The sequence below is a fragment of the Streptomyces sp. IMTB 2501 genome (assembly GCF_001953885.1).
Lineage (GTDB): Bacteria > Actinomycetota > Actinomycetes > Streptomycetales > Streptomycetaceae > Streptomyces.
In genome coordinates, this window is the sequence record NZ_MQUS01000014.1 from 227,574 (window position 1) to 252,173 (window position 24,600).

24 protein-coding genes and 2 pseudogenes are annotated in these 24,600 nt (G+C 70.3%); 17 read left to right on the top strand and 9 right to left on the bottom strand.

Going from position 1 to position 24,600, the window contains the following annotated elements; genetic code table 11:
• The gene (locus AV521_RS24650) at positions 1 to 735 is read right to left on the bottom strand and encodes a CAP domain-containing protein (RefSeq protein WP_076090785.1); all 735 of its coding nucleotides are present in this window, start codon (positions 733 to 735) and stop codon (positions 1 to 3) included.
• Positions 736 to 1,127: 392 nt separating this feature from the next.
• Between AV521_RS24650 and AV521_RS24655 the strand changes: the two genes are divergently transcribed.
• A complete protein-coding gene (locus AV521_RS24655; RefSeq protein WP_076090786.1) occupies positions 1,128 to 2,042 on the top strand; it encodes a HipA family kinase in 915 nt (304 codons plus the stop codon).
• Between the two features lie 63 nt (positions 2,043 to 2,105).
• Here AV521_RS24655 and aceB read toward each other — a convergent pair whose 3' ends face one another.
• Together aceB and AV521_RS24665 are read right to left on the bottom strand one after the other, a co-directional pair.
• Positions 2,106 to 3,731, bottom strand: a complete 1,626-nt coding sequence (gene aceB / locus AV521_RS24660) for a malate synthase A (protein WP_076090787.1) — start codon at positions 3,729 to 3,731, stop codon at positions 2,106 to 2,108.
• Between the two features lie 184 nt (positions 3,732 to 3,915).
• Positions 3,916 to 4,518 carry an NTP transferase domain-containing protein gene (locus AV521_RS24665; RefSeq protein ID WP_076090788.1) on the bottom strand — a complete coding sequence of 201 codons (603 nt, stop codon included), beginning with the start codon at positions 4,516 to 4,518 and terminating at the stop codon, positions 3,916 to 3,918.
• Positions 4,519 to 4,648: 130 nt separating this feature from the next.
• Between AV521_RS24665 and AV521_RS24670 the strand changes: the two genes are divergently transcribed.
• The gene (locus AV521_RS24670; protein WP_076090789.1) at positions 4,649 to 4,966 is read left to right on the top strand and encodes a DUF5955 family protein; all 318 of its coding nucleotides are present in this window, start codon (positions 4,649 to 4,651) and stop codon (positions 4,964 to 4,966) included.
• Between the two features lie 245 nt (positions 4,967 to 5,211).
• Here AV521_RS24670 and AV521_RS24675 read toward each other — a convergent pair whose 3' ends face one another.
• Positions 5,212 to 6,006: an IclR family transcriptional regulator gene (locus AV521_RS24675; protein WP_076090790.1), complete on the bottom strand. Its 795-nt coding sequence runs from the start codon at positions 6,004 to 6,006 to the stop codon at positions 5,212 to 5,214.
• A gap of 274 nt (positions 6,007 to 6,280) precedes the next feature.
• Between AV521_RS24675 and allB the strand changes: the two genes are divergently transcribed.
• From allB to AV521_RS24690, 3 genes are all read left to right on the top strand, one after another.
• On the top strand, positions 6,281 to 7,618 hold the full coding sequence (gene allB / locus AV521_RS24680; RefSeq protein WP_076090791.1) for an allantoinase AllB: 1,338 nt from the start codon (positions 6,281 to 6,283) through the stop codon (positions 7,616 to 7,618).
• A 54-nt stretch (positions 7,619 to 7,672) separates the two neighbouring features.
• Entirely contained in the window at positions 7,673 to 8,788 is a 1,116-nt protein-coding gene (gene alc, locus AV521_RS24685; protein WP_076090792.1) for an allantoicase, read from the top strand.
• 124 nt (positions 8,789 to 8,912) lie between these two features.
• Positions 8,913 to 9,728: an AIM24 family protein gene (locus tag AV521_RS24690; protein ID WP_076090793.1), complete on the top strand. Its 816-nt coding sequence runs from the start codon at positions 8,913 to 8,915 to the stop codon at positions 9,726 to 9,728.
• 96 nt (positions 9,729 to 9,824) lie between these two features.
• Here the strand turns inward: AV521_RS24690 and AV521_RS46710 are convergent.
• Positions 9,825 to 10,413: pseudogene (locus AV521_RS46710) on the bottom strand (RNA-guided endonuclease TnpB family protein); the annotation flags it as partial.
• Positions 10,414 to 10,868: 455 nt separating this feature from the next.
• Positions 10,869 to 11,447, bottom strand: coding sequence for a TetR/AcrR family transcriptional regulator (locus AV521_RS24700; RefSeq protein ID WP_076090794.1), 579 nt, complete (start codon positions 11,445 to 11,447; stop codon positions 10,869 to 10,871).
• 91 nt (positions 11,448 to 11,538) lie between these two features.
• On the opposite strand from AV521_RS24700, the gene AV521_RS24705 reads away from it, so the two are divergent.
• From AV521_RS24705 to AV521_RS24715, 3 genes are all read left to right on the top strand, one after another.
• On the top strand, positions 11,539 to 11,985 hold the full coding sequence (locus AV521_RS24705) for a DUF1772 domain-containing protein (RefSeq protein ID WP_076090795.1): 447 nt from the start codon (positions 11,539 to 11,541) through the stop codon (positions 11,983 to 11,985).
• A gap of 181 nt (positions 11,986 to 12,166) precedes the next feature.
• Complete coding sequence (locus AV521_RS24710; protein ID WP_076090796.1) at positions 12,167 to 12,517, top strand: antibiotic biosynthesis monooxygenase; 351 nt, start codon at positions 12,167 to 12,169, stop codon at positions 12,515 to 12,517.
• Positions 12,518 to 12,657: 140 nt separating this feature from the next.
• The gene (locus AV521_RS24715; protein ID WP_076090797.1) at positions 12,658 to 13,044 is read left to right on the top strand and encodes a VOC family protein; all 387 of its coding nucleotides are present in this window, start codon (positions 12,658 to 12,660) and stop codon (positions 13,042 to 13,044) included.
• Between the two features lie 124 nt (positions 13,045 to 13,168).
• Here the strand turns inward: AV521_RS24715 and AV521_RS46715 are convergent.
• Positions 13,169 to 14,003, bottom strand: a pseudogene (locus tag AV521_RS46715) (IS5 family transposase); the annotation flags it as partial.
• A 133-nt stretch (positions 14,004 to 14,136) separates the two neighbouring features.
• Between AV521_RS46715 and AV521_RS24730 the strand changes: the two are divergent.
• Both AV521_RS24730 and AV521_RS24735 read left to right on the top strand, forming a co-directional pair.
• On the top strand, positions 14,137 to 14,763 hold the full coding sequence (locus AV521_RS24730; protein ID WP_076090799.1) for a dihydrofolate reductase family protein: 627 nt from the start codon (positions 14,137 to 14,139) through the stop codon (positions 14,761 to 14,763).
• A 166-nt stretch (positions 14,764 to 14,929) separates the two neighbouring features.
• Complete coding sequence (locus AV521_RS24735; protein ID WP_076090800.1) at positions 14,930 to 15,325, top strand: ribonuclease domain-containing protein; 396 nt, start codon at positions 14,930 to 14,932, stop codon at positions 15,323 to 15,325.
• 238 nt (positions 15,326 to 15,563) lie between these two features.
• Here AV521_RS24735 and AV521_RS24740 read toward each other — a convergent pair whose 3' ends face one another.
• Positions 15,564 to 15,905, bottom strand: coding sequence for a hypothetical protein (locus AV521_RS24740; protein WP_076090801.1), 342 nt, complete (start codon positions 15,903 to 15,905; stop codon positions 15,564 to 15,566).
• A 306-nt stretch (positions 15,906 to 16,211) separates the two neighbouring features.
• Here AV521_RS24740 and AV521_RS24745 point away from each other — a divergent pair, with 306 nt between their 5' ends.
• The 3 genes from AV521_RS24745 (at position 16,212) to AV521_RS24755 (ending at position 19,457) form a co-directional block, all read left to right on the top strand.
• The gene (locus AV521_RS24745; RefSeq protein ID WP_076090836.1) at positions 16,212 to 17,462 is read left to right on the top strand and encodes a sensor histidine kinase; all 1,251 of its coding nucleotides are present in this window, start codon (positions 16,212 to 16,214) and stop codon (positions 17,460 to 17,462) included.
• Between the two features lie 63 nt (positions 17,463 to 17,525).
• Entirely contained in the window at positions 17,526 to 18,197 is a 672-nt protein-coding gene (locus AV521_RS24750; protein ID WP_076090802.1) for a response regulator transcription factor, read from the top strand.
• 78 nt (positions 18,198 to 18,275) lie between these two features.
• Positions 18,276 to 19,457 carry a cytochrome P450 gene (locus tag AV521_RS24755; protein WP_076090837.1) on the top strand — a complete coding sequence of 394 codons (1,182 nt, stop codon included), beginning with the start codon at positions 18,276 to 18,278 and terminating at the stop codon, positions 19,455 to 19,457.
• 155 nt (positions 19,458 to 19,612) lie between these two features.
• On the opposite strand, the gene AV521_RS24760 is transcribed toward AV521_RS24755, so the two are convergent.
• Positions 19,613 to 20,629 (bottom strand): Gfo/Idh/MocA family oxidoreductase, encoded by a 1,017-nt coding sequence (locus AV521_RS24760; RefSeq protein WP_076090803.1) that lies wholly within the window; start codon positions 20,627 to 20,629, stop codon positions 19,613 to 19,615.
• 118 nt (positions 20,630 to 20,747) lie between these two features.
• Between AV521_RS24760 and AV521_RS24765 the strand changes: the two genes are divergently transcribed.
• The 4 genes from AV521_RS24765 (at position 20,748) to AV521_RS24780 (ending at position 24,579) form a co-directional block, all read left to right on the top strand.
• The gene (locus AV521_RS24765; protein WP_076090804.1) at positions 20,748 to 21,497 is read left to right on the top strand and encodes a GntR family transcriptional regulator; all 750 of its coding nucleotides are present in this window, start codon (positions 20,748 to 20,750) and stop codon (positions 21,495 to 21,497) included.
• Between the two features lie 177 nt (positions 21,498 to 21,674).
• On the top strand, positions 21,675 to 22,679 hold the full coding sequence (locus AV521_RS24770) for a sugar ABC transporter substrate-binding protein (RefSeq protein WP_076090805.1): 1,005 nt from the start codon (positions 21,675 to 21,677) through the stop codon (positions 22,677 to 22,679).
• A gap of 59 nt (positions 22,680 to 22,738) precedes the next feature.
• Positions 22,739 to 23,761 carry an ABC transporter permease gene (locus tag AV521_RS24775; protein ID WP_371917058.1) on the top strand — a complete coding sequence of 341 codons (1,023 nt, stop codon included), beginning with the start codon at positions 22,739 to 22,741 and terminating at the stop codon, positions 23,759 to 23,761.
• The gene (locus AV521_RS24780) at positions 23,758 to 24,579 is read left to right on the top strand and encodes an ATP-binding cassette domain-containing protein (RefSeq protein WP_076090807.1); all 822 of its coding nucleotides are present in this window, start codon (positions 23,758 to 23,760) and stop codon (positions 24,577 to 24,579) included. The genes AV521_RS24775 and AV521_RS24780 overlap by 4 nt, the downstream gene beginning before the upstream one ends.
• The last annotated feature ends 21 nt before the right edge of the window (positions 24,580 to 24,600 follow it).

Consider the following 24,600-nt stretch of genomic DNA (forward strand, 5'->3'; position numbering starts at 1 on the left):
TCACCGGGCCGTGCCGAAGTCCTGGGTCCAGTAGCTGCCCGGCTGCGCGAGACCGACGCCGATCTGTTTGAACGAGCAGTTGAGGATGTTGGCCCGGTGTCCCGGGCTGGACATCCAGCCCGCCATGACCTGGTCCGCGGTGGCGTAGCCGTAGGCGACGTTCTCGCCGTAGGCGCTCCAGTCGAAGCCGGCCCGCGTGATGCGGTCGCCCGGGGACGAGCCGTCGGATCCGGTGTGCGACATGTTCTGGTGGGCCGCCATGTCCGCGCTGTGCGCCTGCGCGGCATTGGCCAGCGCCGAGTTCAGGGTCAGTTCCTGGCACCCCACCTTGGCGCGCTCGGCGTTGACGAGCTGCAGGATGCGCGCGACGACCCCGGACGCCGTGGCGGTGGGTTTCGGGGTGCTCGGCGCGGCGGGGGCCGAGGAAGCGGAGGCGGCCGGCTGGGGAGCGGCGGTCCGCCGGGGCTCGTGGGCGGTCGGGTGCCCCGAGGGCGACCCGGTGGCCCGCGGCGTGCCGGTGTGGTGACGGTCGTTGCGATGGTGATGCCGGTGGCCGTGGTGCCTCTGCTGCTGGTGCGTGCTCGTCGCCGCGACGTCGGCCTGGTCCGTCCGGTCCGCCCTGTCGTACGGCCAGTCGGAACAGGCCAGCGCGACGGACGGTACGCCCACGGCGCCGATGACGACGGACGCGACGACTATTCGCCGGAAACGCTGCGTCTTGCGGTGCTTGGCCATGCGTGAACCTCACTCGGTGATCGCCGAGCGCTCATTTTCAGAACGGCCTCACATGGAGCGCAAAGGCCGCTCCTACTATCGCACCTCGTAGATCTGGAAGCCTCTTGCCAGGAGGGCCCTGAGGTGCCGCCTTCGCGTCCGCGATGTTTGCTTGCGGCTGGCGCTCCGTCAGGAGGAGTCCATGGGCGACAAATACGGGAGGGTGTCGAGCGGGCAGCGTGCGGCTGCTCGCAGGGACGCCTCATGTCCACAGCAAGAGGGACAAATCCCATATGTCTCCGGAGTCGCGTCTACTATCTCCCACGCGTAGTTGCCGATGTGACTGTGATGGATATCACGTCGGAAGGCGCAACCGATCCGGCTCTCCCGGCGGAGCGCATACGCTGATCGATGTGCTGCGCGACGTGACTGCTGTTCGATACCTGACCCCGCTGCGGTCCGGCGGCTCCGTGCCCGCAGTCGTCGAGGCCGACGACGACGGCACGTACGTGGTGAAGTTCACCGGGTCCGCGCAGGGGCACAAGGCGCTGGTCGCCGAGGTGATCGTCGGGGAACTCGCCCGCGCGCTCGGCCTGCGCTTCCCCGAGCTGGTCCTCGTCCACTTCGACCCCGCCATCGCCGCCGCCGAACCGCACCAGGAGGTGCGGGAGCTGCACGGCGCGAGCGCGGGCGTGAACCTCGGCATGGACCATCTGCCCGGGGCCCGAGACTTCACTCCGGAGATCGCGAGGAGCTTCCCCGTGGACCCGCTGGAGGCCGGCCGGATCGTCTGGCTGGACGCGCTGACCGTCAACGTGGACCGCACGGTGCACAGCTCCAACCTCATGGTCTGGCCCACGCTCGGCACCGTACCGCCGCGCCTGTGGCTCATCGACCACGGCGCCGCCCTCGTCTTCCACCACCGCTGGGACACCACGACTCCGGGCAAGAGGTACGACTTCCGGCACCACGCCCTCGGCCACTACGGCCCCGACGTCCGCGCCGCCGACGCCGAACTGGCCCCGCGGGTGACCGAGGAACTGCTGCGCGGCATCGTCGCCGAGGTCCCGGACGCCTGGCTGGCCGAGGACGCCGGCTTCGCCACCCCGGACGACGTCCGCGCCGCCTATGCCGACTACCTGCTCGCCCGGGTGCGCCTGTCGCAGGAGTGGCTGCCCACCGACTTCCCGAGCCGCGAGCAACTCGCCGCCGAGGAGTCCCTCCGCACGGCGAAGATCCAGGCGGGCCGCCCGGCCTGGCTCAAGCAGGTCCCCGACCTGCACGGCAAGCCCGCCGCGGAACAGGACTGGTCGGCCCACCTGGGCTGAGAGACGACCGAGCGGCCCCGGAGGATCCCGGGGCCGCTCGCACCCGCCTCGTACGCGTAAGGCTCAGCCCTTGAGCTGCTCGTACGCCGGCAGGGTGAGGAAGTCGGCGTAGTTCTCGTCCAGGGAGACCCGCAGCAGCAGATCGTGGGCCTCCTGCCAGTGGCCGGCGGCGAAGGCCTGCTCGCCGATCTCCTGGCGGATATTGGACAGTTCCTCGGCGGCGACCTTGCGGGCCAGTTCCGGCGTGGCCCGGTCGCCGTTCTCGAACTCGACGCCCGCGTTGATCCACTGCCAGATCTGCGAGCGGGAGATCTCCGCGGTGGCCGCGTCCTCCATCAGGTTGAAGATGGCGACCGCGCCGAGCCCGCGCAGCCAGGCCTCGATGTAACGGATGCCGACCTGGACGGCGTTGATGAGACCGTGGTACGTCGGCTTCGCCTCCAGCGAGTCGATCGCGATGAGGTCGGCCGCCTCGACGTGGACGTCCTCGCGCAGCCGGTCCTTCTGGTTGGGCTTGTCGCCGAGGACCTTGTCGAAGGACTCCATGGCGATCGGGACGAGGTCGGGGTGCGCGACCCAGGAACCGTCGAAACCGTCGTTCGCCTCGCGGTCCTTGTCGGCGCGGACCTTCTCGAAGGCCACCTGGTTGACCTCGGCGTCCCTGCGGGACGGGATGAAGGCCGCCATGCCGCCGATGGCGTGCGCGCCGCGCTTGTGGCAGGTGCGGACGAGGAGTTCGGTGTACGCCCGCATGAACGGGGCCGTCATCGTGACCGCGTTGCGGTCCGGCAGGACGAACTTGGCGCCGCCGTCCCGGAAGTTCTTCACGATGGAGAACAGATAGTCCCAGCGCCCGGCGTTCAACCCGGCGGCGTGGTCGCGGAGTTCGTAGAGGATCTCCTCCATCTCGTACGCGGCCGTGATCGTCTCGATCAGCACGGTGGCACGGACGGTGCCCTGCGGGATGCCGACGTAGTCCTGCGCGAACACGAACACGTCGTTCCACAGCCGCGCCTCTTGGTGCGACTCGGTCTTCGGCAGATAGAAGTACGGGCCCTTGCCGAGGTCCAGCAGCCGCTGGGCGTTGTGGAAGAAGTAGAGGCCGAAGTCGACGAAGGCACCGGGGACCGGTGTGCCGTCGGCGTCGACGAGGTGCCGCTCGGTCAGGTGCCAGCCGCGCGGCCGCATGACGACGGTCGCCAGCTCCTCGTTCGGGCGCAGGGCGTACGACTTCCCGGAAGCCGGGTCGGTGAAGTCGATGTTCCGGGTGTAGGCGTCGATCAGGTTGACCTGGCCGAGGATCACGTTCTCCCAGGTCGGCGCGGAGGCGTCCTCGAAGTCGGCGAGCCAGACCTTCGCGCCCGAGTTGAGCGCGTTGATGGTCATCTTGCGGTCGGTGGGGCCGGTGATCTCGACCCGCCGGTCGTTCAGCGCGGCCGGGGCCGGGGCGACCTTCCAGGAGTCGTCCGCGCGGATCGCGGCCGTCTCGGGAAGGAAGTCGAGCGTGGAGGTGCGGGCGATCTCGGCGCGGCGCCCGGCCCGGCGGGCGAGGAGTTCGTCACGGCGCGGGGTGAACCGCCGGTGCAGCTCCGCCACGAAGGCGAGCGCCGCGTCCGTGAGGACCTCTTCCTGCCGGGGCAGGGGCTCGGCGTCGACGATGGCCAGCGGGGACGGCGCTGGTGCGGACATGAGCTGTCACTTCCTTCAGCGGTGGCACCGGGTGCCTGGTGGCACGAATAGGGCAAACAGCGCCGACTGTGCGGGCAGGCGCTTCTGAACAGTGGATAGTAGTTTCCTCATTGTGGAACTTCAATGGTTTGTTGATGTCGAGATTCTCTGGGTCGAGGCAAGGTGGCGCCCAGTGCCACCCTCTTCACTCAAGGTGGCGTAGATCGGCCTCGGTGTCGATGTCGTACGGTTCGGCCACGTCGGCGCACTCCACGAGCCGGATCTGAGCCACGTGTTCCTTGAGATAGGCGCGAGCGCCACGATCGCCGGTGGCGGTCGCCGCGATGTCCGCCCAGTGGGCCGCGCCGAACAGCACCGGATGCCCGCGCATACCGTCGTAGGCGGCCGAGGCCAGTGATTTCTCGTCCTCGTAGGCGCCGAGTACCCGCGCCACGGCCGCCGGCCCGATGCCCGGCTGGTCGACGAGGCTGACCAGGGCGGCCCGCGCCCCTGTACCGGCGAGCGAGGCCAGTCCGGCCCGCAGCGAGGAACCCATGCCCTCGGCCCAGTCGGGGTTGTCCACGAGCACACAGCCGCTCAGATCGGCCCGCGCCCGCACCTCGTCCGCCCGGGCGCCCAGCACGACGTGCACCCGCGCGCATCCGGCCGCGCGCAGCACCCCCACCGCATGCTCGACCAGCGGCCGCCCCCGGTGCGTCAGCAGCGCCTTGGGCCGCCCCCCGAGCCGTCTGCCCCCGCCGGCGGCGAGCAGCAGCCCGGCGACCTCGTCGTGATGGTTCTCCGTCATGAGTCCTGCATACCTGACGCAGGACGGGGCGGCCGGTTTCCCTTGGGCTGAATTTCGGTCCGCGCTGTGGCGCTCCCGGACGGGGTGGCGTTTACTGGCCCGCGCACGACGGCGTGTGAGGGGGAGGGCTGTGTTGCGGAGCTTGGGGCAGAGACCGGTGACCGGCAGCTACGAGGACCCGAGAGTGGCGGAACTGCGGACCGCGGTGTCCCGGCTGCGCCGCGAACTCGCCGCGCTCCCGTCCGAGTTCCCCGACCGCGCCATCGCCGAGGACGAACTGGCGGCCCTCGCCGCGATGGCCACCGGCGGTTCGCCGGAGATCCCGCGCCTGCGCAACTCCCTGTTACTGATCGCCGGGGCCATCGGTTCGGTGAGTGCCCTGGCGAGGGGCCTGAGCGGGGTCCGGGAGGCAGTGGACCTCTTCGGGGAACCGACACAGTGGGGTTAGGGGGTTTCGTTTGGATCAGGTCGGATCGGGCCGCGGCGTCCGGGGTGGTGCATCGCAGGGCGGAGGATCACCCGCGTACTGGGCGTACTCGGGTGATCGGACAACGCGGCGAGGTGCCGTGCCGGGCGTCGCGGACCCGGGCTGATCCGTACGAAACCCCTAGGTCTGCCGCCCAGGGGCGCGGAGAGCCGTGCGACAAGCCGCAACGCGCCCGCACCCGCCGGCGAGGAAGGCCTCCCGGGCTCTCAGGTGCCGGAACTGGCCAGCGCCTGAGACAGCTCAAGGGCGATCTGCTGCAGCACCGGCACGATCTTGTCGGTCGCGGCTTCGGTGACCCGTCCAGCAGGCCCGGAGATCGAAATCGCCGCAGCCGTCGGAGACTCGGGCACGGACACCGCGAGGCACCGCACCCCGATCTCCTGCTCGTTGTCGTCGACGGCGTACCCGGTGCGTCGCACATCCTCCAGCGCCGCCAGGAACCCCTCGGGTGTGGTGATGGTCTTCTCCGTGGCCGCGGGCATCCCGGTGCGCGACAGCAGGGCCCGCACGTCGTCGTCCGGCACCCCGGCCAGCAGCGCCTTGCCCACCCCGGTCGAGTGCGGCAGCACCCGCCGGCCCACCTCGGTGAACATCCGCATCGAGTGCTTCGACGGCACCTGTGCCACGTACACGATCTCGTCGCCGTCGAGCAGTGCCATGTTCGCGGTCTCGCCGGTCTCCTCGACCAGCCGGGCGAGATACGGCCGCGCCCATGTGCCGAGCAGCCGGGACGCCGACTCGCCGAGCCGGATGAGCCGGGGGCCGAGCGCGTACCGCCGGTTCGGCTGCTGGCGGACGTAGCCGCAGGCGACCAGCGTGCGCATCAGCCGGTGGATGGTCGGCAGCGGTAGCCCGCTGGTCGCGGACAGTTCGCTCAGACCGACCTCGCCACCCGCGTCCGCCATGCGCTCGAGCAGGTCGAAGGCGCGCTCCAGGGACTGGACACCGCCCCCGGCGGAGGGCTTGGCGGAGTCGGTGGTGCTGGCGCTGGACGTCGGCACGGCGCGTTCCTTTCGGGGGCTGGCAGGAGTGCAGAAGCCTACCCGGCAGTCGGTTGACTCCCTGCTTGTACGTAGCTACGTTCTGCTTGCTGGAATTCTAATTCCGCTTTGTGGAAACGTCCAGAGTGGGTGCAGGGTGCGCGCTGCCCAGCAGTGTGCCCCTTGACGGCGGAGAAGTGGGAGTGAAGACTCCTTCAACAGAACGTTGAAATCCGTTACGTGGGTGTAAATCCCGTTTCTGGGGCGTAAAACGGCGGTACAGAGAGGGGTTCGGGTGTCCGACGCTGAACTGGTCCTGCGCTCGACGCGCGTCATCACTCCGGAAGGAACGCGGGCCGCCTCGGTCGCCGTGTCCGCCGGGAAGATCACGGCCGTCCTGCCGTACGACACCGAGATCCCGGCCGGCGCCCGGCTGGAGGACTTCGGCGACCACGTCCTGCTGCCCGGCCTGGTCGACACCCACGTGCACGTCAACGACCCGGGCCGCACCGAGTGGGAGGGCTTCTGGACCGCCACCCGCGCGGCGGCGGCCGGCGGCATCACCACGCTGATCGACATGCCGCTGAACTCCCTCCCGCCGACCACCACGGTCGAGCACCTGCGGGTCAAGCAGCAGGTCGCCGCCGACAAGGCGCACATCGACGTCGGCTTCTGGGGCGGCGCCCTGCCGGACAACGTCAAGGACCTGCGCCCGCTGCACGACGCCGGCGTCTTCGGCTTCAAGGCGTTTCTGTCCCCGTCCGGCGTGGACGAGTTCCCGCACCTCGACCAGGACCAGCTCGCCCAGTCCCTGGCAGAGATCGCCGGCTTCGGCGGCCTGCTGATCGCGCACGCCGAGGACCCGCACCACCTGGCCGCCGCCCCGCAGCACGGCGGCCCCAAGTACGCCGACTTCCTCGCCTCCCGCCCGCGCGGCGCCGAGGACACGGCCATCGCGAACCTCATCGCGCAGGCGAAGCGGCTCGGCGCGCGCGTGCACGTCCTGCACCTGTCCTCCAGCGACGCGCTGCCGTTGATCCGCGCCGCCCGCGCCGAGGGCGTCCGCGTCACCGTGGAGACCTGCCCGCACTACCTCACCCTCACCGCCGAGGAAGTCCCGGACGGCGCCAGCGAGTTCAAGTGCTGCCCGCCCATCCGCGAGGCCGCCAACCAGGACCTGCTCTGGGAGGCGCTGGCCGACGGCACCATCGACTGTGTCGTCACCGACCACTCGCCCTCCACCGCCGACCTGAAGACCGCCGACTTCGCCACCGCCTGGGGCGGCATCTCCGGTCTCCAGCTCAGCCTCTCAGCGGTATGGACCGAGGCACGCGCGCGTGGATACGGCCTGGAGGACGTCGCGCGCTGGATGTCCACGCGGACGGCCGCACTCGTGGGCCTGGGGGACAAGGGCGCCATCGAGGCCGGCCGCGACGCCGACTTCGCCGTCCTCGCCCCCGACGAGACCTTCACCGTCGACCCGGCCGGCCTCCAGCACCGCAACCGGGTCACCGCGTACGCCGGCAAGACCCTGTACGGCGTCGTGAAGTCCACCTGGCTGCGCGGCGAACGCATCGTCGACGGCGGCGAGTTCACCCAGCCCAAGGGCTCCCTGCTCGCCCGCCCCCAGTAAGCCACCCCGGCCACCGGCAAACGGCCGACGCCCAGAAAGGAACCCCTGATCACCGTGACGGCGATACCTAGCTTCACCGGCGACGCGAACCCCTACGGAGGCGGCGACCCGTACGCGGACTACCGCACCGCCGACTTCCCCTTCACCCAGTACGCCAACCTCGCCGACCGGCAGCTCGGCGCCGGTGTCATCGCCGCCAACGACGAGTTCTTCGCCCAGCGGGAGAACCTGCTGGTGCCCGAGCGGGCCGAGTTCGACCCCGAGCACTTCGGGCACAAGGGCAAGATCATGGACGGCTGGGAGACCCGCCGCCGGCGCGGTGTGTCCGCCGAGCACCCGTGGCCGACCGCGGAGGACCACGACTGGGCGCTGGTCCGCCTCGGCGCGCCCGGTGTGATCCGCGGGATCGTCGTCGACACCGCCCACTTCCGCGGCAACTACCCGCAGGCCGTCTCCATCGAGGCTGCCTCGGTACCGGGCTCGCCCTCGCCCGAAGAGCTGCTCTCCGGCGAGGTGAAGTGGACAACCCTAGTCCCGCGCACCGCGGTCGGCGGTCACGCGGCGAACGGTTTCTCCATATCGGTCGAGCAGCGCTTCACGCACCTGCGCGTCAACCAGCACCCCGACGGCGGCATCGCCCGCCTGCGGGTGTACGGCGAGGTCGTCCCCGACCCCGAGTGGCTCGCGGTCCTCGGCACCCTCGATGTGGTCGCCCTGGAGAACGGCGGCCGGGTCGAGGACGCCTCCAACCTCTTCTACTCCCCGGCCACCAACACCATCCAGCCGGGCCGCTCCCGCAAGATGGACGACGGCTGGGAGACCCGCCGCCGCCGTGACCAGGGCAACGACTGGATCCGCTACCAGCTGGTCGCCCAGGCGCAGATCCGCGCCGTCGAGATCGACACCGCCTATCTGAAGGGCAACAGCGCGGGCTGGGCCTCGGTCTCCGTCAAGGACGGCGAGAGCGGCGAGTGGACCGAGATCCTGCCGCGCACCCGCCTCCAGCCCGACACCGGCCACCGCTTCGTGCTCCCCGAGCCGGCCGTCGGCACACACGCCCGGATCGACATCTTCCCCGACGGCGGCATCTCGCGCCTGCGCCTCTTCGGCTCCCTGACGGAGCAGGGCGCGGCGGGCCTCGCCGCCCGTCACCAGGAACTGGGCGGCTGAACCCACCCCGCACGCGCGCGGGGCGCCCCGGCATGGACAGCACCGGGCGCCTCGCGTGTCACCCGTATGGACCCGGTTCCCGCCCTCTGGAACTTACGGGTCCGTCTCCCGCGTTCTTTCCGACGTGACCCTTCAGCAAGAGATCGTCGGCAATGCCATGCAGATGGCGGTCGTCAACCTGCAGCCCGGCCAGACCGTGTACTGCGAGGCCGGAAAGTTCCTGTTCAAGACCACGAACGTGACCATGGAGACGCGGCTGTCCGGCCCGTCGGGCAGCGGCGGCCAGCAGCAGAGCGGCTCGGGCGGCGGCATGGGCGGCATGCTGCGCCAGGCCATGGGCACCGCCATGCAGGTCGGCCAGCGCATGCTGGCCGGCGAGTCGATGGCGTTCCAGTACTTCACCTCCCAGGGCGGCGAGGGCACGGTCGGCTTCGCGGGCGTGCTCCCCGGCGAGATGCGGGCCCTGGAACTCGACGGCACGCGCGCGTGGTTCGCCGAGAAGGACGCCTTCGTGGCCGCCGAGTCCACCGTCGACTTCGGTATCGCCTTCGCCGGCGGCCGTACGGGCATGAGCGGCGGCGAGGGCTTCATCCTGGAGAAGTTCACCGGGTACGGCACGGTGATCATCGCCGGCGCGGGCAACTTCATCGACCTCAACCCGGCGGACTTCGGCGGCCGCATCGAGGTGGACACCGGCTGCGTGGTCGCCTTCGAGGAGGGCATCCAGTACGGCGTCCAGCGCATCGGCGGCCTCAACCGCCAGGGGATCATGAACGCCGTGTTCGGCGGCGAGGGCCTGTCCCTGGCCACGCTGGAGGGCCACGGCCGGGTGATCCTGCAGTCCCTCACCATCGAGAGCCTCGCCAACGCCCTGAAGAAGGCACAGGGCGGCGACAAGCAGGGCCCGACCGGCGGACTGTTCTCCACCCACGCCGGTTGACTTCCTCCCCTTCCTCAAGGAGGGGGGATTCCTACGACTCGCGCCGTGGGGTTTCCTGCTTCGTCGCCGACTGCCCGCCAGGAGTACTCCTTTCGAGCAGAGTTTGGAACTGGGGAACCAGCGGTCGACGGCGATCAGGGTGCGGCCGTACCAGTGGGCTTTGTACTCCAGCAGACTCCGGAAGTCGGCCAAGGCGGCGTCAGAGATGGCGCGGGCAAGCTTGCGGTTCTTGAGCATGTTCCGGACGGTCAGATCCTCGATCACGAACGTTTGGTTCTCACGAACGAGCCAGGTAGTGATCTTGTGGAGGGTGTCGCGGCGCCGGTCCGCCATGCGGGCATGAATGCGCGCCACTCCTTGTCGGCTTTGGCCCGGTTGCTGCTGCCCCTGGTCTTGCGGGCGAGTCTCCGCTGGGCTCTGGCCAGCCGGACGCGGTGGGGTCTTCGACCAGGAGGGAGACGAACCATCGGCCCCCGCTGTCCTGCGAAGCCGTCACTGTGGACGGCCGCGCTCCTTCCGGTTACTCGGCCGACCGGCGCGACTTCTTCTTCGACTTGAACCGCGGGTACTTCGCCCGCTTCCCAAAGAAGTTCGTGAACGCTGTCAGCATCGCCGACGTCGCGTCGTAGTTGATCCGCTCCTGACGCAGCGCCCACGCCGCCCTGCGGACCGCAAGCGCCATGTTGTTCGTGAAGCTCAAGTCTGCTGGTCAGAGCACTGACTTTCGCCCTGAAGGTGAAACCCCGCGTCCTGCCCTGCTCCGCAGGAGCGCGTTTCCTCCCTACGGCGTGTCCGACGCGGCGTGTCCGACGGGTCGCGTGAGCGAGCCGCGCTGGCGTCGTTCCGGCCGGCGTGGGGCGAGGTGATCTGTCGGATCGGTGCGCCGCCGGGGCCACGACTGTGTGCGGAGAACGGTGTCGACTTTCTGTTCGCAGGAGTCACCACAGCTCTGAATCCCCTGGGGCGCGTATCGGGTCGTGATCAATGAGCGTCGCAGCTTCCGGGGCTGGTGCCCGTCTGGGGTACGGGGCCCGGCGATCTGCGGCTGCGCCATATGGGCGCGCGTGACCGGAAGCGATGCCGCAGACAGGCAGCGGCGGGGCCCGAGGGCCCCGGCTGTGTGCCCGCAAGGGCGGTGCGTCAGAGCATGGCGAGCCGGTCCACCAGCAGTTCCACCCTCGGCTCGGTGTATTCCGGCGGCAGCCGTCCCGACCGGGTCAGGGTCGCCACCCCGTGCAGGGACGCCCAGAACACCTCGGTGAACAGCCCCGGGGCAACGCCGTCCCCGGCGACCTCGCCGAGGCACTCCAGCAGCGCGGCGAAGGCGTCCTTGAGAGGTTCCGGGGTGTCCTCCTGCGCGTACGCCAGGCCGCCGTCGAGCTGGAAGAGGGCGTCGTAGACCGCCGGGTTGCGTGCGGCGAAGTCGAGGTAGGCGCGGGCGAGGGCGTACACCCGGGCGCGCGGGCCGTCCGCGGCGGCGGTCGCGGCCCGCACCGCCGCGGCCATCTCGGTGGCGCCCTGGAGGGCGACGGCGCCGATGATCTCGCGCTTGCCGCGGAAGTGGCTGTAGAGGACGGGCTGGCTGTATTCGATGCGCTCGGCGAGCCGACGGGTGGTGACCGCGTCCCAGCCCTGCTCCTCGGCGAGTTCGCGGGCCGTCGCCACGATGAGGCGCTCGCGCTCCGCCCGTTCGCGTGCCTTGCGTTCCTGTACCGACATGATTCGATCCTAGCATCGCTAGACAAGCGAGCGGCAGCAGGGCTAGCGTTGATTCATCATCTAGCGACGCTAGATCCCAGGAGGGGTCATCATGCTCAGCGCACTTGAGGTCGTCACCACCGTGATCGTCGGTGTGATGGTGGGGGTGGAGTTCTCCGTCGCCTTCGTCATGAACCGGATCCTCAACGCACTCCCGGGCGACGCCGGCCAGCTCGGCCACGCCCACGGGGGCCGGATGCTCGGCGCCGTGATGCCGGTCTGGTACATCGGCTCGCTCGTCCTCGTTGCGGTCTGGGCCGTCGCCGGACGGCACCACCACGGCACCAGCCTCCTCGTCACCGCCGGCGCGCTGCTGATCCTCAGTGTGGTCATGTCGCTTCTGCTGCTCGTTCCGATCAACAACCGGAACAAGACGTGGACCCCTGACAACCGGCCCGCCGACTGGAAGCAGCAGCTGAACCGCTGGGAGCGCCTCCACTACGTCCGCGTCGCCGTCCTCATCGCCGCCTTCGCCTCACTGGTCGCCGCCCTTGCATGAGCCCGCGGGCTCACCCGCCCGGCTGTCAGCCGCAGCCGCCCGGCCGTGCGCCCGAAGTGCGGCACCGCGACCTCCGTCTGCATCCAGGACCCGGACACCAACACCCTCGAACTCCGCTGGTATCCCCAGGACTCGGGCGCCGGCGACACCCACTGACCGATAGCGAGAGGAAGTACCGAAGATGGCCAAGCTGCAGAGTCTCGACCCGAATACACCGTTGTTCGCGCAGTTCAAGGAGAAGACCGGGCCCATCGTCCTGGCCAACACCTTCGTCGTCCCGAAGGAGAGGACCGAATCGTTCCTGGCCCTTTTTCACAGGCAGGCCGAATTCATGAAGGCTCAGCCGGGATTCGTCTCCCTGCAGATGCACAAGGGAACGGCGGACAGCCAACTCCTGATGAACGTCGCGGTCTGGGAGTCGACCGAGGCGCTCGCCACGGCGTTCGCCAGCCCGGAGTTCCAGCGCATGGTGGCCGAGTCCCCCGACGACGTCGTGTCGTACCCGCACATCTTCGAGCAGATCGACGTATGACACGGCAGCCGTAGCAGGGGAGGGCAGCCGGAGAAGCCCTGCCCTCCCCCCTGCAGTCACACATCCACGCACCATGGCGGGTCGCCAAGGGCGCCGAGCACCCCCACTACGCGGAGTCCCGTCCCTGAAGAGGAGTCACTATGACCGTGGAACTGAATCACACCATCGTCCCCGCCCGTGACCCGCAAGCCTCGGCGCAGTTCCTGGCCGAAATCCTCGGCCTGAGTGTCGATCCGCAGCTGGCGCACTTCACGCCGGTCACGCTGGCCAACCAGGTCAGCCTGGACTACGACCAGCTGGACGACTTCGAGCCACACCACTACGCGTTCATGGTCGGCGAGCAGGAGTTCGACGCCGCCCTCGCCCGCATCCAGCACGGCGGAATCACCCACTACGGCGATCCCGCATGCCAAGAGATTGGGCAGATCTATCACAGTAAGTGCACCAAAGGCCGCAGGGGCACCTACTTCCGCGACCCCGACGCGCATCTCATGGAGATCCTCACCCCGGGCGGCGCCGGTTCGTGAGGCCGATGGCGGCCCAGCGGATCATGGTCTCGCTGGTGGCGGGATCGCGTTCGTCGTCGCGACCGCCGCGGTGATGCGCGCGGACGGTCCGGTGACGTCACCGGACGACCTGACGCCGCTGCCCTGTGGCTACGGCCCGGAAGCCCTTGAGGGCGTTGATCGTTCGCTCGACTTCGTCGCGGCGCCTGTACCTGGCGCTGTCGAATCCGGTGGGCCGGCCGTCGACGCTGCCGCGTCGCTGTCGGTTGGCCCGCTGGTCCCGGCGTTCGGGGATGGTGTGCTTGATCTGGCGGCGTCGCAGGCAGCGTCGGTTCCGCCGGGAGCTGTACGCCTGTCGCCGTCCGGATGGTCGGGCCGGGTGCGCGGGTGTCCTCCGCCTTGACGCGGTACACGGATCCGGTCCAAGACAGGGATCAACTGTGGAGCATCGCCCCACTGCCCTGGCGTGATGACAACGCGAGCGGACGCCGATCGCCCTCACCGGCCAGATGAATTGGTGGTCAGGCCACCCCGGGGCCGTCCCGGTGCCTCGTCCTCGCGACGATGAGCCGGCCGGCCCCGACGTCTGGGGAGACGTGCTGCGCGGATGCGGGCACCTGCGGAGTGCTGATGGGCCCGGCAGGAGGTCGAATCCACACTGGCCATGGACCAGTCGACCCGGCCCTCCGCGTCGGCGTCAGCCTGGACGGCCCGCACAATCCGGTCCCAGGTGCCGTCCGCCGACCACCCGCGGTGGCGGTCACGCACCGTCTTCCACTTCCCGAACCGCGTCGGCAGGTCCCGCCACGGAATACCGGTTCGCTGCCGGAAGAGAACACCGTTGAACACCCTGCGACGACTCTTCCAACGCCCGCCCCGACCCATGTTCTTCGGAAGGTATGGCTCCGGCCGAGCCACTTCGCGTCTGACGGATCACCCCGCCCACAAGAGCCCGAACGACGCCGACGCTGCCAGGTCACGGACCCGTCGGACACGCCCGGGCTGAAGCCGGGGGGTATTCATGAATGGACCCAGATGAACCGATGAGTTCCGGGTGCCCGCGGGGTCTGCACCGATGACCGCAGACCCCGCACCCGGAAGTAGGCACCCGCCATGGGCAAGCTCGTCTCCACCATCTTCGTCACCCTCGACGGCGTGTACCAGGCGCCCGGCGGCCCCCAGGAGGACACCAGGGGCGGCTTCACCCACGGCGGCTGGAGCTTTGTGTACGGCGACGAGGACTTCGGCCGCTTCGTCACCGAGGTCTTCGACCGCGTCGGCGCCTTCCTGCTCGGCCGCCGTACGTACGACATCTTCGCCGCCCACTGGCCGAAGGTGACCGACCCGGCCGACCTGATCGCCGCCCGGCTCAACGCACGCCCGAAGTACGTCGTCTCCTCCACTCTCCAGGACCCGCAGTGGTCCGGTACCACCGTGATCGGCGGCGACCTCGCCAAGGAGGTGCAGGCCCTGAAGGAGCGCACGGACGGCGAACTCCAGGTCCACGGCAGCGGCGCCCTGGTCCGCTCCCTGATCGACCTCCGGCTCCTGGACACCCTGCACCTGCTGACCTTCCCGGTCGTCCTCGGCACCGGCCACCGCCTGTTCACCGAGGGCACGGTCCCCACCGGCTTCCGGCACACCGGCGGCCGCGTCACGGGCGCGGGTGTCTCCATCCAGACCTACGACCTGGCAGGCGACCCCGAGTACGGCTCGTACGAACTCCCCGAGGACGCCTGAGCCGCCCGCGTCCCCTGACCGCAGAGTGTCGCTGTTCCGATGCTTGTGGGGGCCGCGTGGGGGCGCGGCCCGGCAGGTTAACTCCCTGAAAACTCAACTGACATGAAGGAAAAATCTTCAACCTTGTCGTTGACATGCCAACGTCTACGCGCGTCATCATGGGTGCATGAGATTCCCCCCACGCGCAACTCGTATCGGCGCCGCAGCCGCGCTCCTGTCCGCCCTCCTCGTGGGCGGCACCGTCTCCGCCACCACGGCGGACGCCGCGGCCGACTCGGTCGGCAGCATCTGCTACAACTCCCTGCCGTCGCAGGCCCACGACACCCTGGACCTGATCGCCAAGGGCGGCCCCTACCCGTACTCCCAGGACGGCACCGTCTTCACGAACAAGGAAGGCGTCCTGCCCAGCCAGTCGTCCGGGTACTACCACGAGTACACGGTGATCACCCCCGGCTCTCCCACCCGCGGTGCCCGACGCATCGTCACCGGTGAGCAGAGCCAGGAGGACTACTACACCTCCGACCATTACGCCACGTTCAACCTGATCGACTTCAGCTGCTGAACCGGTCGGCAGGATCACAGGGAACAGCGCGACACGTGTGAGACACAGGCCCCGCCCCGCGGCTGACCCCCCACGCCAGTGGCCGCGGGCAGGGCAGGAGCTCCATGTCACGATGGGTCGCCGGGAATCCGTCCCGGCGGCCCGCTGTCGTGCGCTACGGATGCCCCGAGGAGTGCGACGGTCGGCGACTCGAAGGCCACCGTCGTGACGAAGGCCTCGGCGCCGTTCTGGGCGCCGGTCACCAGGAGCCGCGAACGGCGGGCCGCGCATGGCCCGATGCCGAGGCGCGTACGGCCCGGGTCGCGGCCCCGAGCGGCACCATGCCCGGCAGACGGTCGTGCGGATGGCCCAGGAGCACGGAATTCGAGAAGCCCGTGCGCAGTTGGCGGCGGTGCGGCCTGGACGGGGGAGCGACGACGACGTCCCCGGGGCCGGTGCGGTCGACCAGGGACGGTGCGACGGGCGGATGAGCGACGTACCGGATCCCGCAGGAGCCTAGGAACTCGCCGCCACCGGTCGCCCCGATACGGGCGGTCAGCCGGACCGTGCCGAGCCGGCGCCGGGCGATGCCGCTGTGCATGACGCGTGGTTCGACGTCCCCGGGTGCCGTGCGGGGCCGGAGGACCGCCGGGAACGCGGCCGGCCGAGGGTGGCGGAACGAGTCTGCGGGGACGCACGCCGGCCTGGTGTTCCGGCACGCCGGGCCTGGTGGGACGGAGCGCCGCCGGAATCCATGCTTCCGCGACGCGCCAGAGTTCCTGCTTCCGCGGATGCCCAAAGTCCATGCGGCCGCGACTTTGGTAGCCGATCCCGCGCAGGATGCGGCCGGCGCCCCGCGCCCTGCGTAAATTGGTCGACCGTGAACGAGAACGGGCTGGGCCACACCATGGCGAGCGAGGCAGGAGCCCGCCGGTGGATGCTGCCCTCGGCCCTGCTCCACGGGCTCGACCCCGACTCCGGCCCCGACGGCCGGCCGCCCCGGCGCACCGCTCGGGACTGGGTCGTCGACACCTGCTGCTTCCTGCTGGCCGTCCTGCTGTACCTCGCGACCGCCGCCGTTCTGTTCGAGCACCCGGACGTGCCCGAAGGCATCGTCGTCCTCGATGTGGTGCTCGGCGGCCTGTCCTGCGGCACCGTCTGGGTGCGCCGCCGCTGGCCGGTCGCTCTCGCGGCCGCGATGGTCGCCGTCGGCCTGGTCTCCTCCACCGCGGGCGGCGCGAGCCTGGTCGCCCTGTTCACCCTGGCCGTGCACCGGCCCTTCCGCTATGTCGCCTGGATCGGCGGGGTGAACCTCGCCCTCGTACCCCTCTACTACTGGCTGCGCCCGGACAACGACCTGCCCTACGCGGGATCGGTCGTGTTCGCCGTGCTGCTCGCCGTCTCCGTCATCGGCTGGGGCATGTTCGTACGCTCCAAGCGGCTGCTGATGCTGAGCCTGCGCGAGCGGGCCCGCCGGGCGGAGAGCGAGGCCCGGCTGCGTGCCGAGCAGGCGCAACGGCTCGCCCGGGAGGCCATCGCCCGCGAGATGCACGACGTCCTCGCCCACCGGCTCACCCTGCTCAGCGTGCACGCGGGCGCCCTGGAATTCCGGCCGGACGCGCCCCGCGAGGAGATCGTCCGGGCCGCAGGGGTGATCCGGGAGAGCGCGCACGAGGCACTGCAGGATCTGCGGGAGATCATCGGCGTGCTGCGGGCCGGGGAGTCCGAGGACACGGCCGGCGAGCGGCGCCAGCCGACCCTGGCCGCCCTGGACGCCCTCGTCGGCGAGTGCCGCGAGGCCGGCATGAAGGTCGCGCTGGACCACCGCGTCGCCGATCCGGCCGCGGTCCCCGCCTCCGTCGGCCGCACGGCCTACCGCATCGCCCAGGAGGCACTGACCAACGCCCGTAAACACGCCCCCGGCGCCGAGGTCACCCTGAGCCTCACCGGCACCCCCGGCGACGGCCTCACCCTCACGGTCACCAACCCGCCGCCCACCGCCGAGCCCACGCTCGTCCCCGGCTCCGGCCAGGGCCTGATCGGCCTCACCGAACGCGCGACCCTCACCGGCGGCCGCCTGGAGCACGGCAGCACCGTCGACGGCGGGTTCGCGGTCCGGGCCTGGCTGCCCTGGGGACAGACCGGACCGACGCCCTGACGACGGCGCCCGTACGCCGATACACCCCCCACGCGCCGCCCGCACCATGATTACGTAAGGCTCATGACGCCGATCAGACTCCTCCTCGTCGACGACGACCCGCTGGTCCGGGCCGGACTGGCCCTGATGATCGGCGGGGCCGAGGACATCGAGATCGTCGGGGAGGCCGCGGACGGCGCCCAGGCCGAGGAACTCGTCGTGCAGACCCGGCCCGACGTCGTCCTCATGGACATCCGTATGCCGTCGGTGGACGGGCTCACCGCGACCGAGCGGCTGCGTGCACGGGCCGACGCCCCGCAGGTCGTTGTGCTCACCACCTTCCACGCCGACGAGCAGGTGCTGCACGCCCTGCGCGCGGGCGCCGCCGGATTCGTGCTGAAGGACACCCCGCCCGCCGAGATCGTCGACGCCGTACGCCGGGTCGCGGCCGGCGACCCCGTGCTGTCGCCCGCCGTCACCCGGCAGTTGATGCGGCACGCGGCCGGCAGCGCCGCCGACGCACGCCAGGCACGCGCGCGTGACCGGCTCGCCGTCCTCAACGACCGCGAGCGCGAGGTCGCCGTCGCCGTCGGCCGCGGCCTGGCCAACGCCGCGATCGCCGCGGACCTGTTCATGAGCGTGGCCACCGTCAAGACCCACGTCTCCCGCATCCTCGCCAAGCTCGACCTGGACAACCGGGTACAGATCGCTCTGCTGGCGTACGACGCCGGACTCCTCGAAGGCGACGGGCACTGATCGCGTGCTCGGGACGTTGTCGGTGCATGGGGTGCTGAGTCCTGGCCTCGGGGGCCGCCACGGGAGGACGGGATGGTCATGGAACGGATCGATCTGGGGGAGTACGGCGACGAACTGCGCCGCGATCCGCACGCGGTGTACGCCCGGCTGCGCGAGCAGGGCCCGGTGCACCTCGTCCGGCCCCCGGGCGCCGAGGAGGGCTACGCGAGCTGGCTCGTCGTCGGATACGAGGAGGCCCGCGCCGCACTCGCCGACCCCCGCCTGGCCAAGGACGGCAGCAAGATCGATGTGCGGTTTCTCGACGAGGACCTGATCGGCCCGAACCTGCTCACCGTCGACCCACCGCAGCACACCCGCCTGCGCGGCCTCGTCGCCCGCGCGTTCACGATGCGCCGGGTGGAGCGGCTGCGCCCGCGCATCCAGCAGATCACCGACGATCTGCTGGACGAGATGCTGCCGGCCGGCCGGGCCGACCTCATCGGCGCCCTCGCCTACCCGCTGCCCATCACCGTCATCTGTGAACTGCTCGGCGTCCCCGAGATCGACCGCGACGAGTTCCGCGGCATGTCGACGGAGGTGGTCGCACCGACCAACTCGCAGACCGAGTACGACGCCATGGTCCGCCTCGCCGAGTATCTGACGGAGCTGATCGAGGAAAAGCGGCGCTCCGGTCCGGCCGACGACCTGCTCAGCGACCTGATCCGCACCACCGCCGAGGACGGCGACCGGCTCTCGCCGGAGGAACTGCGCGGCATGGCCTTCCTGCTGCTGATCGCGGGCCATGAGACCACGGTCAACCTCATCGGCAACGGCGTCCTGGCCCTTCTCACCCACCCCGGCCAACTCGCCGCCCTGCGCGCCGACATGGGCCTGCTGGACGGCGCGATCGAGGAGATGTTGCGGTACGAAGGCCCGGTGGAGACCGCCACGTTCCGCTATGCCGCCGAGCCGATGGAGATCGCAGGCGTCCCCATCAAGCAGGGCGACCACGTGATGGTCGGCCTCACCGCGGCCCAGCGGGACGCCGCCCGCTACGCCGAACCGGACCGCTTCGACATCCACCGCGACCCCCGCGGCCACCTCGCCTTCGGCCACGGCATCCACTTCTGCCTGGGCGCCCCCCTGGCCCGCCTGGAGGGCCGCACGGCCATAGCCACCCTCCTGCGCCGAGCCCCCGCCCTCACCCTCGACAGCCACCCCACCGACTGGCTCCCCGGCCTCCTGATGAGAGGCGTACGCACCCTTCCGGTCCGCTGGTAGCCCTCTGGGGCGGACCCTGGCTGGGCTGTCGCGCCCACGTAGCTGCGGGCCGTCGGGCCTCAACCCCCGGCCGGCCCGGACTGACGGCGCCGACGGCCCGCCGCACCATCGTCGTACCGGGCCGCCCGCCGTGCGACAGCTGTGCCGGGACCGGTCTAGGACGCCCGCACCCGGTCGGGGATCTCGGCCAGGGCCACCGGGCGCCGCTCCCGTCGGGAGACCTCGCAGGCCTCGGCCACCCGCAGGGCCTGCAGGGCCTCGTGGCCGTCGCACGGGTTGGGACGCTCGCCCAGCACCACGTCCACGAAGGCGTTCAGTTCGGCCTCGTACGCGGGCCCGAACCGCTCCAGGAAGCCCGTCCACGGCTTGTCCGCGGGCGGCGGCCCCGTTGGCTCGGTGGACGCGAGCGGCGTACGGTCGTCCAGGCCCACCACGACCGTGTCCTGCTCCCCGGCCAGCTCCATGCGCACGTCGTACCCGGCCCCGTTCAGCCGCGTCGCCGTGGCCGTGGCGAGCGTGCCGTCGTCCAGGGTGAGCAGTGCCGCACCCGTGCCGACGTCGCCGGCCGCACGGAACATCGCGGGCCCGCCGTCCGACCCGGCGGCGTACACGTCGGCCACCTCACGCCCCGTCACCCACCGCAGCACGTCGAAGTCGTGGATCAGCGTGTCCCGGAACAGCCCGCCGGACAGCGCCAGCCACACGGCCGGGGGAGGGGACTGGTCGCACGTCATGGCGCGTACGGTGTGCAGCCGCCCGAGCCGCCCCGCGCGCACGGCCTCGCGGGCGCCCGCGTATCCCGCGTCGAAGCGTCGCTGGAACCCCATCTGCAGGACCGTTCCCGCCGTCTCCACCTCGGCGAGCGCGGCGAGCGTGCCCGGCAGATCGAGCGCGATCGGCTTCTCGCAGAAGACCGGCAGACCCGAGCGTGCCGCCCGCCCGATCAGCTCCGCATGGGCCGGTGTCGCCGTGGTGATCACCACCGCGTCCACGCCCCACGTGAAGATCTCGTCCACCCCCGGCGCCGCCGTCTCGCCCAGCCGGTGCGCCAGCCCCTGCGCCCGCGCCGGATCCGCGTCCGTCAGGATCAGCGATCCGACATCACGGTGGCGGCTGAGCGTTCTCGCGTGAAGGGTGCCGATGCGGCCCGTACCGATGACCCCGATGCGCATGGAAACAAAGTGAGGGCGGAGCCCGCACGCTGTCAATGTGCATGTCCGGACAATCGGACTACACAACTTCCCGTCAACCGATCACGGGGCTACGCTCAAGCCCGTGCCGAAACCAGATGTGGACCCGACCGTCTCGCTCGACCTCCGTGTGGACCGTAGCTCCCCGGTGCCGCTGTACTTCCAGCTCTCCCAGCAGCTGGAGGCCGCCATCGAGCACGGCAGCCTCACCCCGGGCAGCCTGCTCGGCAACGAGATCGAGCTGGCCGCGCGGCTCGGCCTGTCCCGGCCGACCGTCCGCCAGGCCATCCAGTCCCTCGTCGACAAGGGGCTCCTCGTGCGCCGCCGCGGCGTCGGTACGCAGGTGGTGCACAGCCAGGTCAAGCGCCCGCTGGAGCTGAGCAGCCTCTACGACGACCTGGAGGCGGCCGGCCAGCGCCCCGCGACCAAGGTGCTGGTCAACGACGTGCTGCCGGCCGGCGCCGCCGTCGCTGCCGCGCTCGGCGTCCCCGAGGGCAGCGATGTGCGCCGCGTCGAGCGGCTCCGCCTCGCCCACGGCGAGCCGATGGCGTACCTGATCAACCACCTTCCGGCGGGCCTGCTCGACCTGGACACCGAGCAGCTGGAGGCCACCGGCCTGTACCGGCTGATGCGCTCCGCCGGCATCACCCTGCACAGCGCCCGCCAGTCCATCGGCGCCCGCGCGGCCACGGCCGCCGAGGCCGAGCGGCTCGCCGAGGCCGAGGGCGCCCCGCTGCTCACCATGCAGCGCACCACCTTCGACGACACCGGCCGCGCGGTCGAGTTCGGCGACCACATCTACCGTCCGACGCGCTACTCCTTCGAGTTCCAGTTGCTCGTCCGGCCCTGACCGACAGTGGCCGGCTACGTCGCAATGTCCGGACAACCGGACGGGCGGCGGCACCCCCGACTGTGTCATGAGTGTTCCCCGTGTTCGATACTGGAGCGTTTGGGGCTGCCGAGGTGATCGGCAGCCCTCTCGTCCGTCGGAACACAGCAAGAACACAGCGAGAAGGGGCACCGCCTCGTGGCACGGTTTCGGACCTGGGCAGTCATCGCGCTGGCAGGGGCAGTTTCGCTGTCCTTGTCGGCGTGCAGCAGCACCGGAGGCAAGCGGGCCGAGGACGCCCGCAAGGCCGCCGCGGCCCAGGGGAGGGCGGCGGTGAACACCCCGCGCTGGACCTTCGCGATGATCACCCACTCGGGAGACGGCGACACCTTCTGGGACATCGTGCAGAACGGCGCCAAGCAGGCCGCTGTCAAGGACAACATCAACTTCCTGTACTCGCACGACGACCAGGCCCAGCAGCAGGCGCAGCTCGTGGACGCGGCCGTGGACAAGAAGGTCGACGGCATCATCGTCACCCTCGCCAAGCCGGACGCCATGAAGGCCGCCGTGGCCCGCGCCGAGAAGGCCGGCATCCCGGTCATCACGGTGAACTCCGGCTCCGCCGAGTCCAAGGCCTTCGGCGCCCTCACCCACATCGGCCAGGACGAGACCGTCGCCGGTGAGGCCGTCGGCGACGAGCTGAACAAGCGCGGCAGGAAGAAGGCCCTGTGCGTGCTGCACGAGCAGGGCAACGTGGGCCACGAGCAGCGCTGCGACGGCGTCGCCAAGACCTTCCACGGCACCCTGCAGAAGCTCTACGTCAACGGCACCAACATGCCCGACGTCCAGTCCGCGATCGAGGCCAAGCTCCAGGCCGACAGCTCCCTCGACGCCGTAGTCACCCTGGGCGCCCCTTACGCCGATACCGCCGTGAAGGCGAAGAACGACGCGGGCAGCAAGGCCGAGATCGACACCTTCGACCTCAACGCCCAGGTCGCCGCCGAGCTGAAGAACGGCACCCTCGGCTTCGCCGTGGACCAGCAGCCGTACCTCCAGGGCTACGAGGCGGTCGACCTGCTGTGGGCCTACAAGTACAACGGCGACGTCCTCGGCGGCGGCCAGCCGGTTCTGACCGGCCCGCAGATCGTCACCAAGGACCAGGCCGCCGCGCTGGCCGCCTACACCGAGCGGGGCACCCGATGAGCGCGACGGTCGACAGGACGGCCGATGAGAGATCGGCCGACGGAATGTCGGGCGACGGAATGTCGGGCGATGAAAGGATTCTGCAGACCTCTCCGCTGAAGAAGCTCCTCTCCCGCCCCGAACTGGGCTCGGTCGTCGGCGCCCTCGCCGTCTTCGTCTTCTTCGCCTTCGCCGCCGACGGCTTCCTCAACGTCGCCAGCCTCAGCACGGTCCTGTACGCCTCCTCGACCATCGGCATCATGGCCGTACCCGTGGCCCTGCTGATGATCGGCGGCGAGTTCGACCTGTCGGCCGGTGTCCTCGTGACGTCCTCGGCGCTGATCTCCTCGATGTTCAGCTACCAGATGACGGCGAACACCTGGGTCGGCGTAGGAGTGTCCCTCCTCGTGACGCTGGCCGTGGGCGCCTTCAACGGCTTCATGCTCACCCGCACCAAGCTGCCCAGCTTCATCGTCACGCTCGGCACGTTCCTCATGCTGACCGGCGTGAACCTCGGCTTCACCAAGCTGATCGACGGCACGGTGTCGACGAAGACCATCGCAGACATGGAGGGCTTCCCCTCCGCCCACGCCCTCTTCGCCTCGACCCTCACGATCGGCGGCGTCGACTTCAAGGTCACGATCCTGTGGTGGCTGGGCCTGGTCGCCCTCGCCTCCTGGATCCTGCTGCGCACCCGCGCCGGCAACTGGATCTTCGCCGTCGGCGGTAACCAGGACGCGGCCCGCGCCGTCGGCGTCCCCGTCGCCAAGACAAAGATCGGCCTCTACATGGGCGTGGCCTTCGGCGCCTGGATCTCGGGCGAGCACCTGCTCTTCTCGTTCGACGCCGTCCAGTCGGGCGAGGGCGTCGGCAACGAGCTGATCTACATCATCGCGGCCGTCATCGGCGGCTGTCTGATCACCGGCGGCTACGGCAGCGCGATCGGCTCCGCCGTGGGTGCCCTCCTCTTCGGCATGACCAGCAAGGGCATCGTCTTCGCCGAGTGGAACCCCGACTGGTTCAAGTTCTTCCTCGGAGCGATGCTGCTCCTCGCGACCCTGCTCAACGCCTGGGTCAAGAAGCGCGCGGAGGCGACGACATGACCGACCATGTGACCGATGACGTGACCGAGACCGAGACCGCCGAGCGCACGCCGCTGGTCGAACTGACCGACGCCGGCAAGCAGTACGGCAACGTCCGCGCCCTGGAGGGTGTCTCCCTGGAGGTCCACGCGGGTGAGATCACCTGCGTACTCGGCGACAACGGCGCCGGCAAGTCGACCCTGATCAAGATGATCGCGGGCCTGCACCGGCACGACGCCGGCACCCTGCGCATCGAGGGCGAGGAGACCCGCCTCGCCTCCCCGCGCGAGGCCCTGGACCGGGGCATCGCCACGGTCTACCAGGACCTGGCCGTCGTCCCGCTGATGCCGGTCTGGCGCAACTTCTTCCTGGGCTCCGAGCCCCGCAAGGGCGTCGGCCCCTTCAAGCGCCTGGACACCGACCTCATGCGCCGCACCACCCGCGAGGCACTGCTGCGCATGGGCATCGACCTGCGCGACGTGGATCAGCCCATCGGTACCCTCTCCGGCGGTGAACGCCAGTGCGTGGCCATCGCCCGCGCCGTCCACTTCGGCGCGAAGGTCCTCGTCCTCGACGAGCCGACGGCGGCACTGGGTGTGAAGCAGTCCGGTGTGGTCCTCAAATATGTGGCCGCGGCACGCGACGAGGGCCTGGGTGTCGTCTTGATCACCCACAACCCGCACCATGCGTACCTGGTGGGCGACCGCTTCGTGCTTCTGAGGCGGGGCACGATGGTGGGCAATTACATCCGGGACGAAATATCGCTGGACGAGCTGACGAAGCAGATGGCCGGGGGATCCGACCTCGACGCTCTGGTCCACGAACTGCAGCGGACCTGAAGGGGAGCGGGGCTGTGCCGA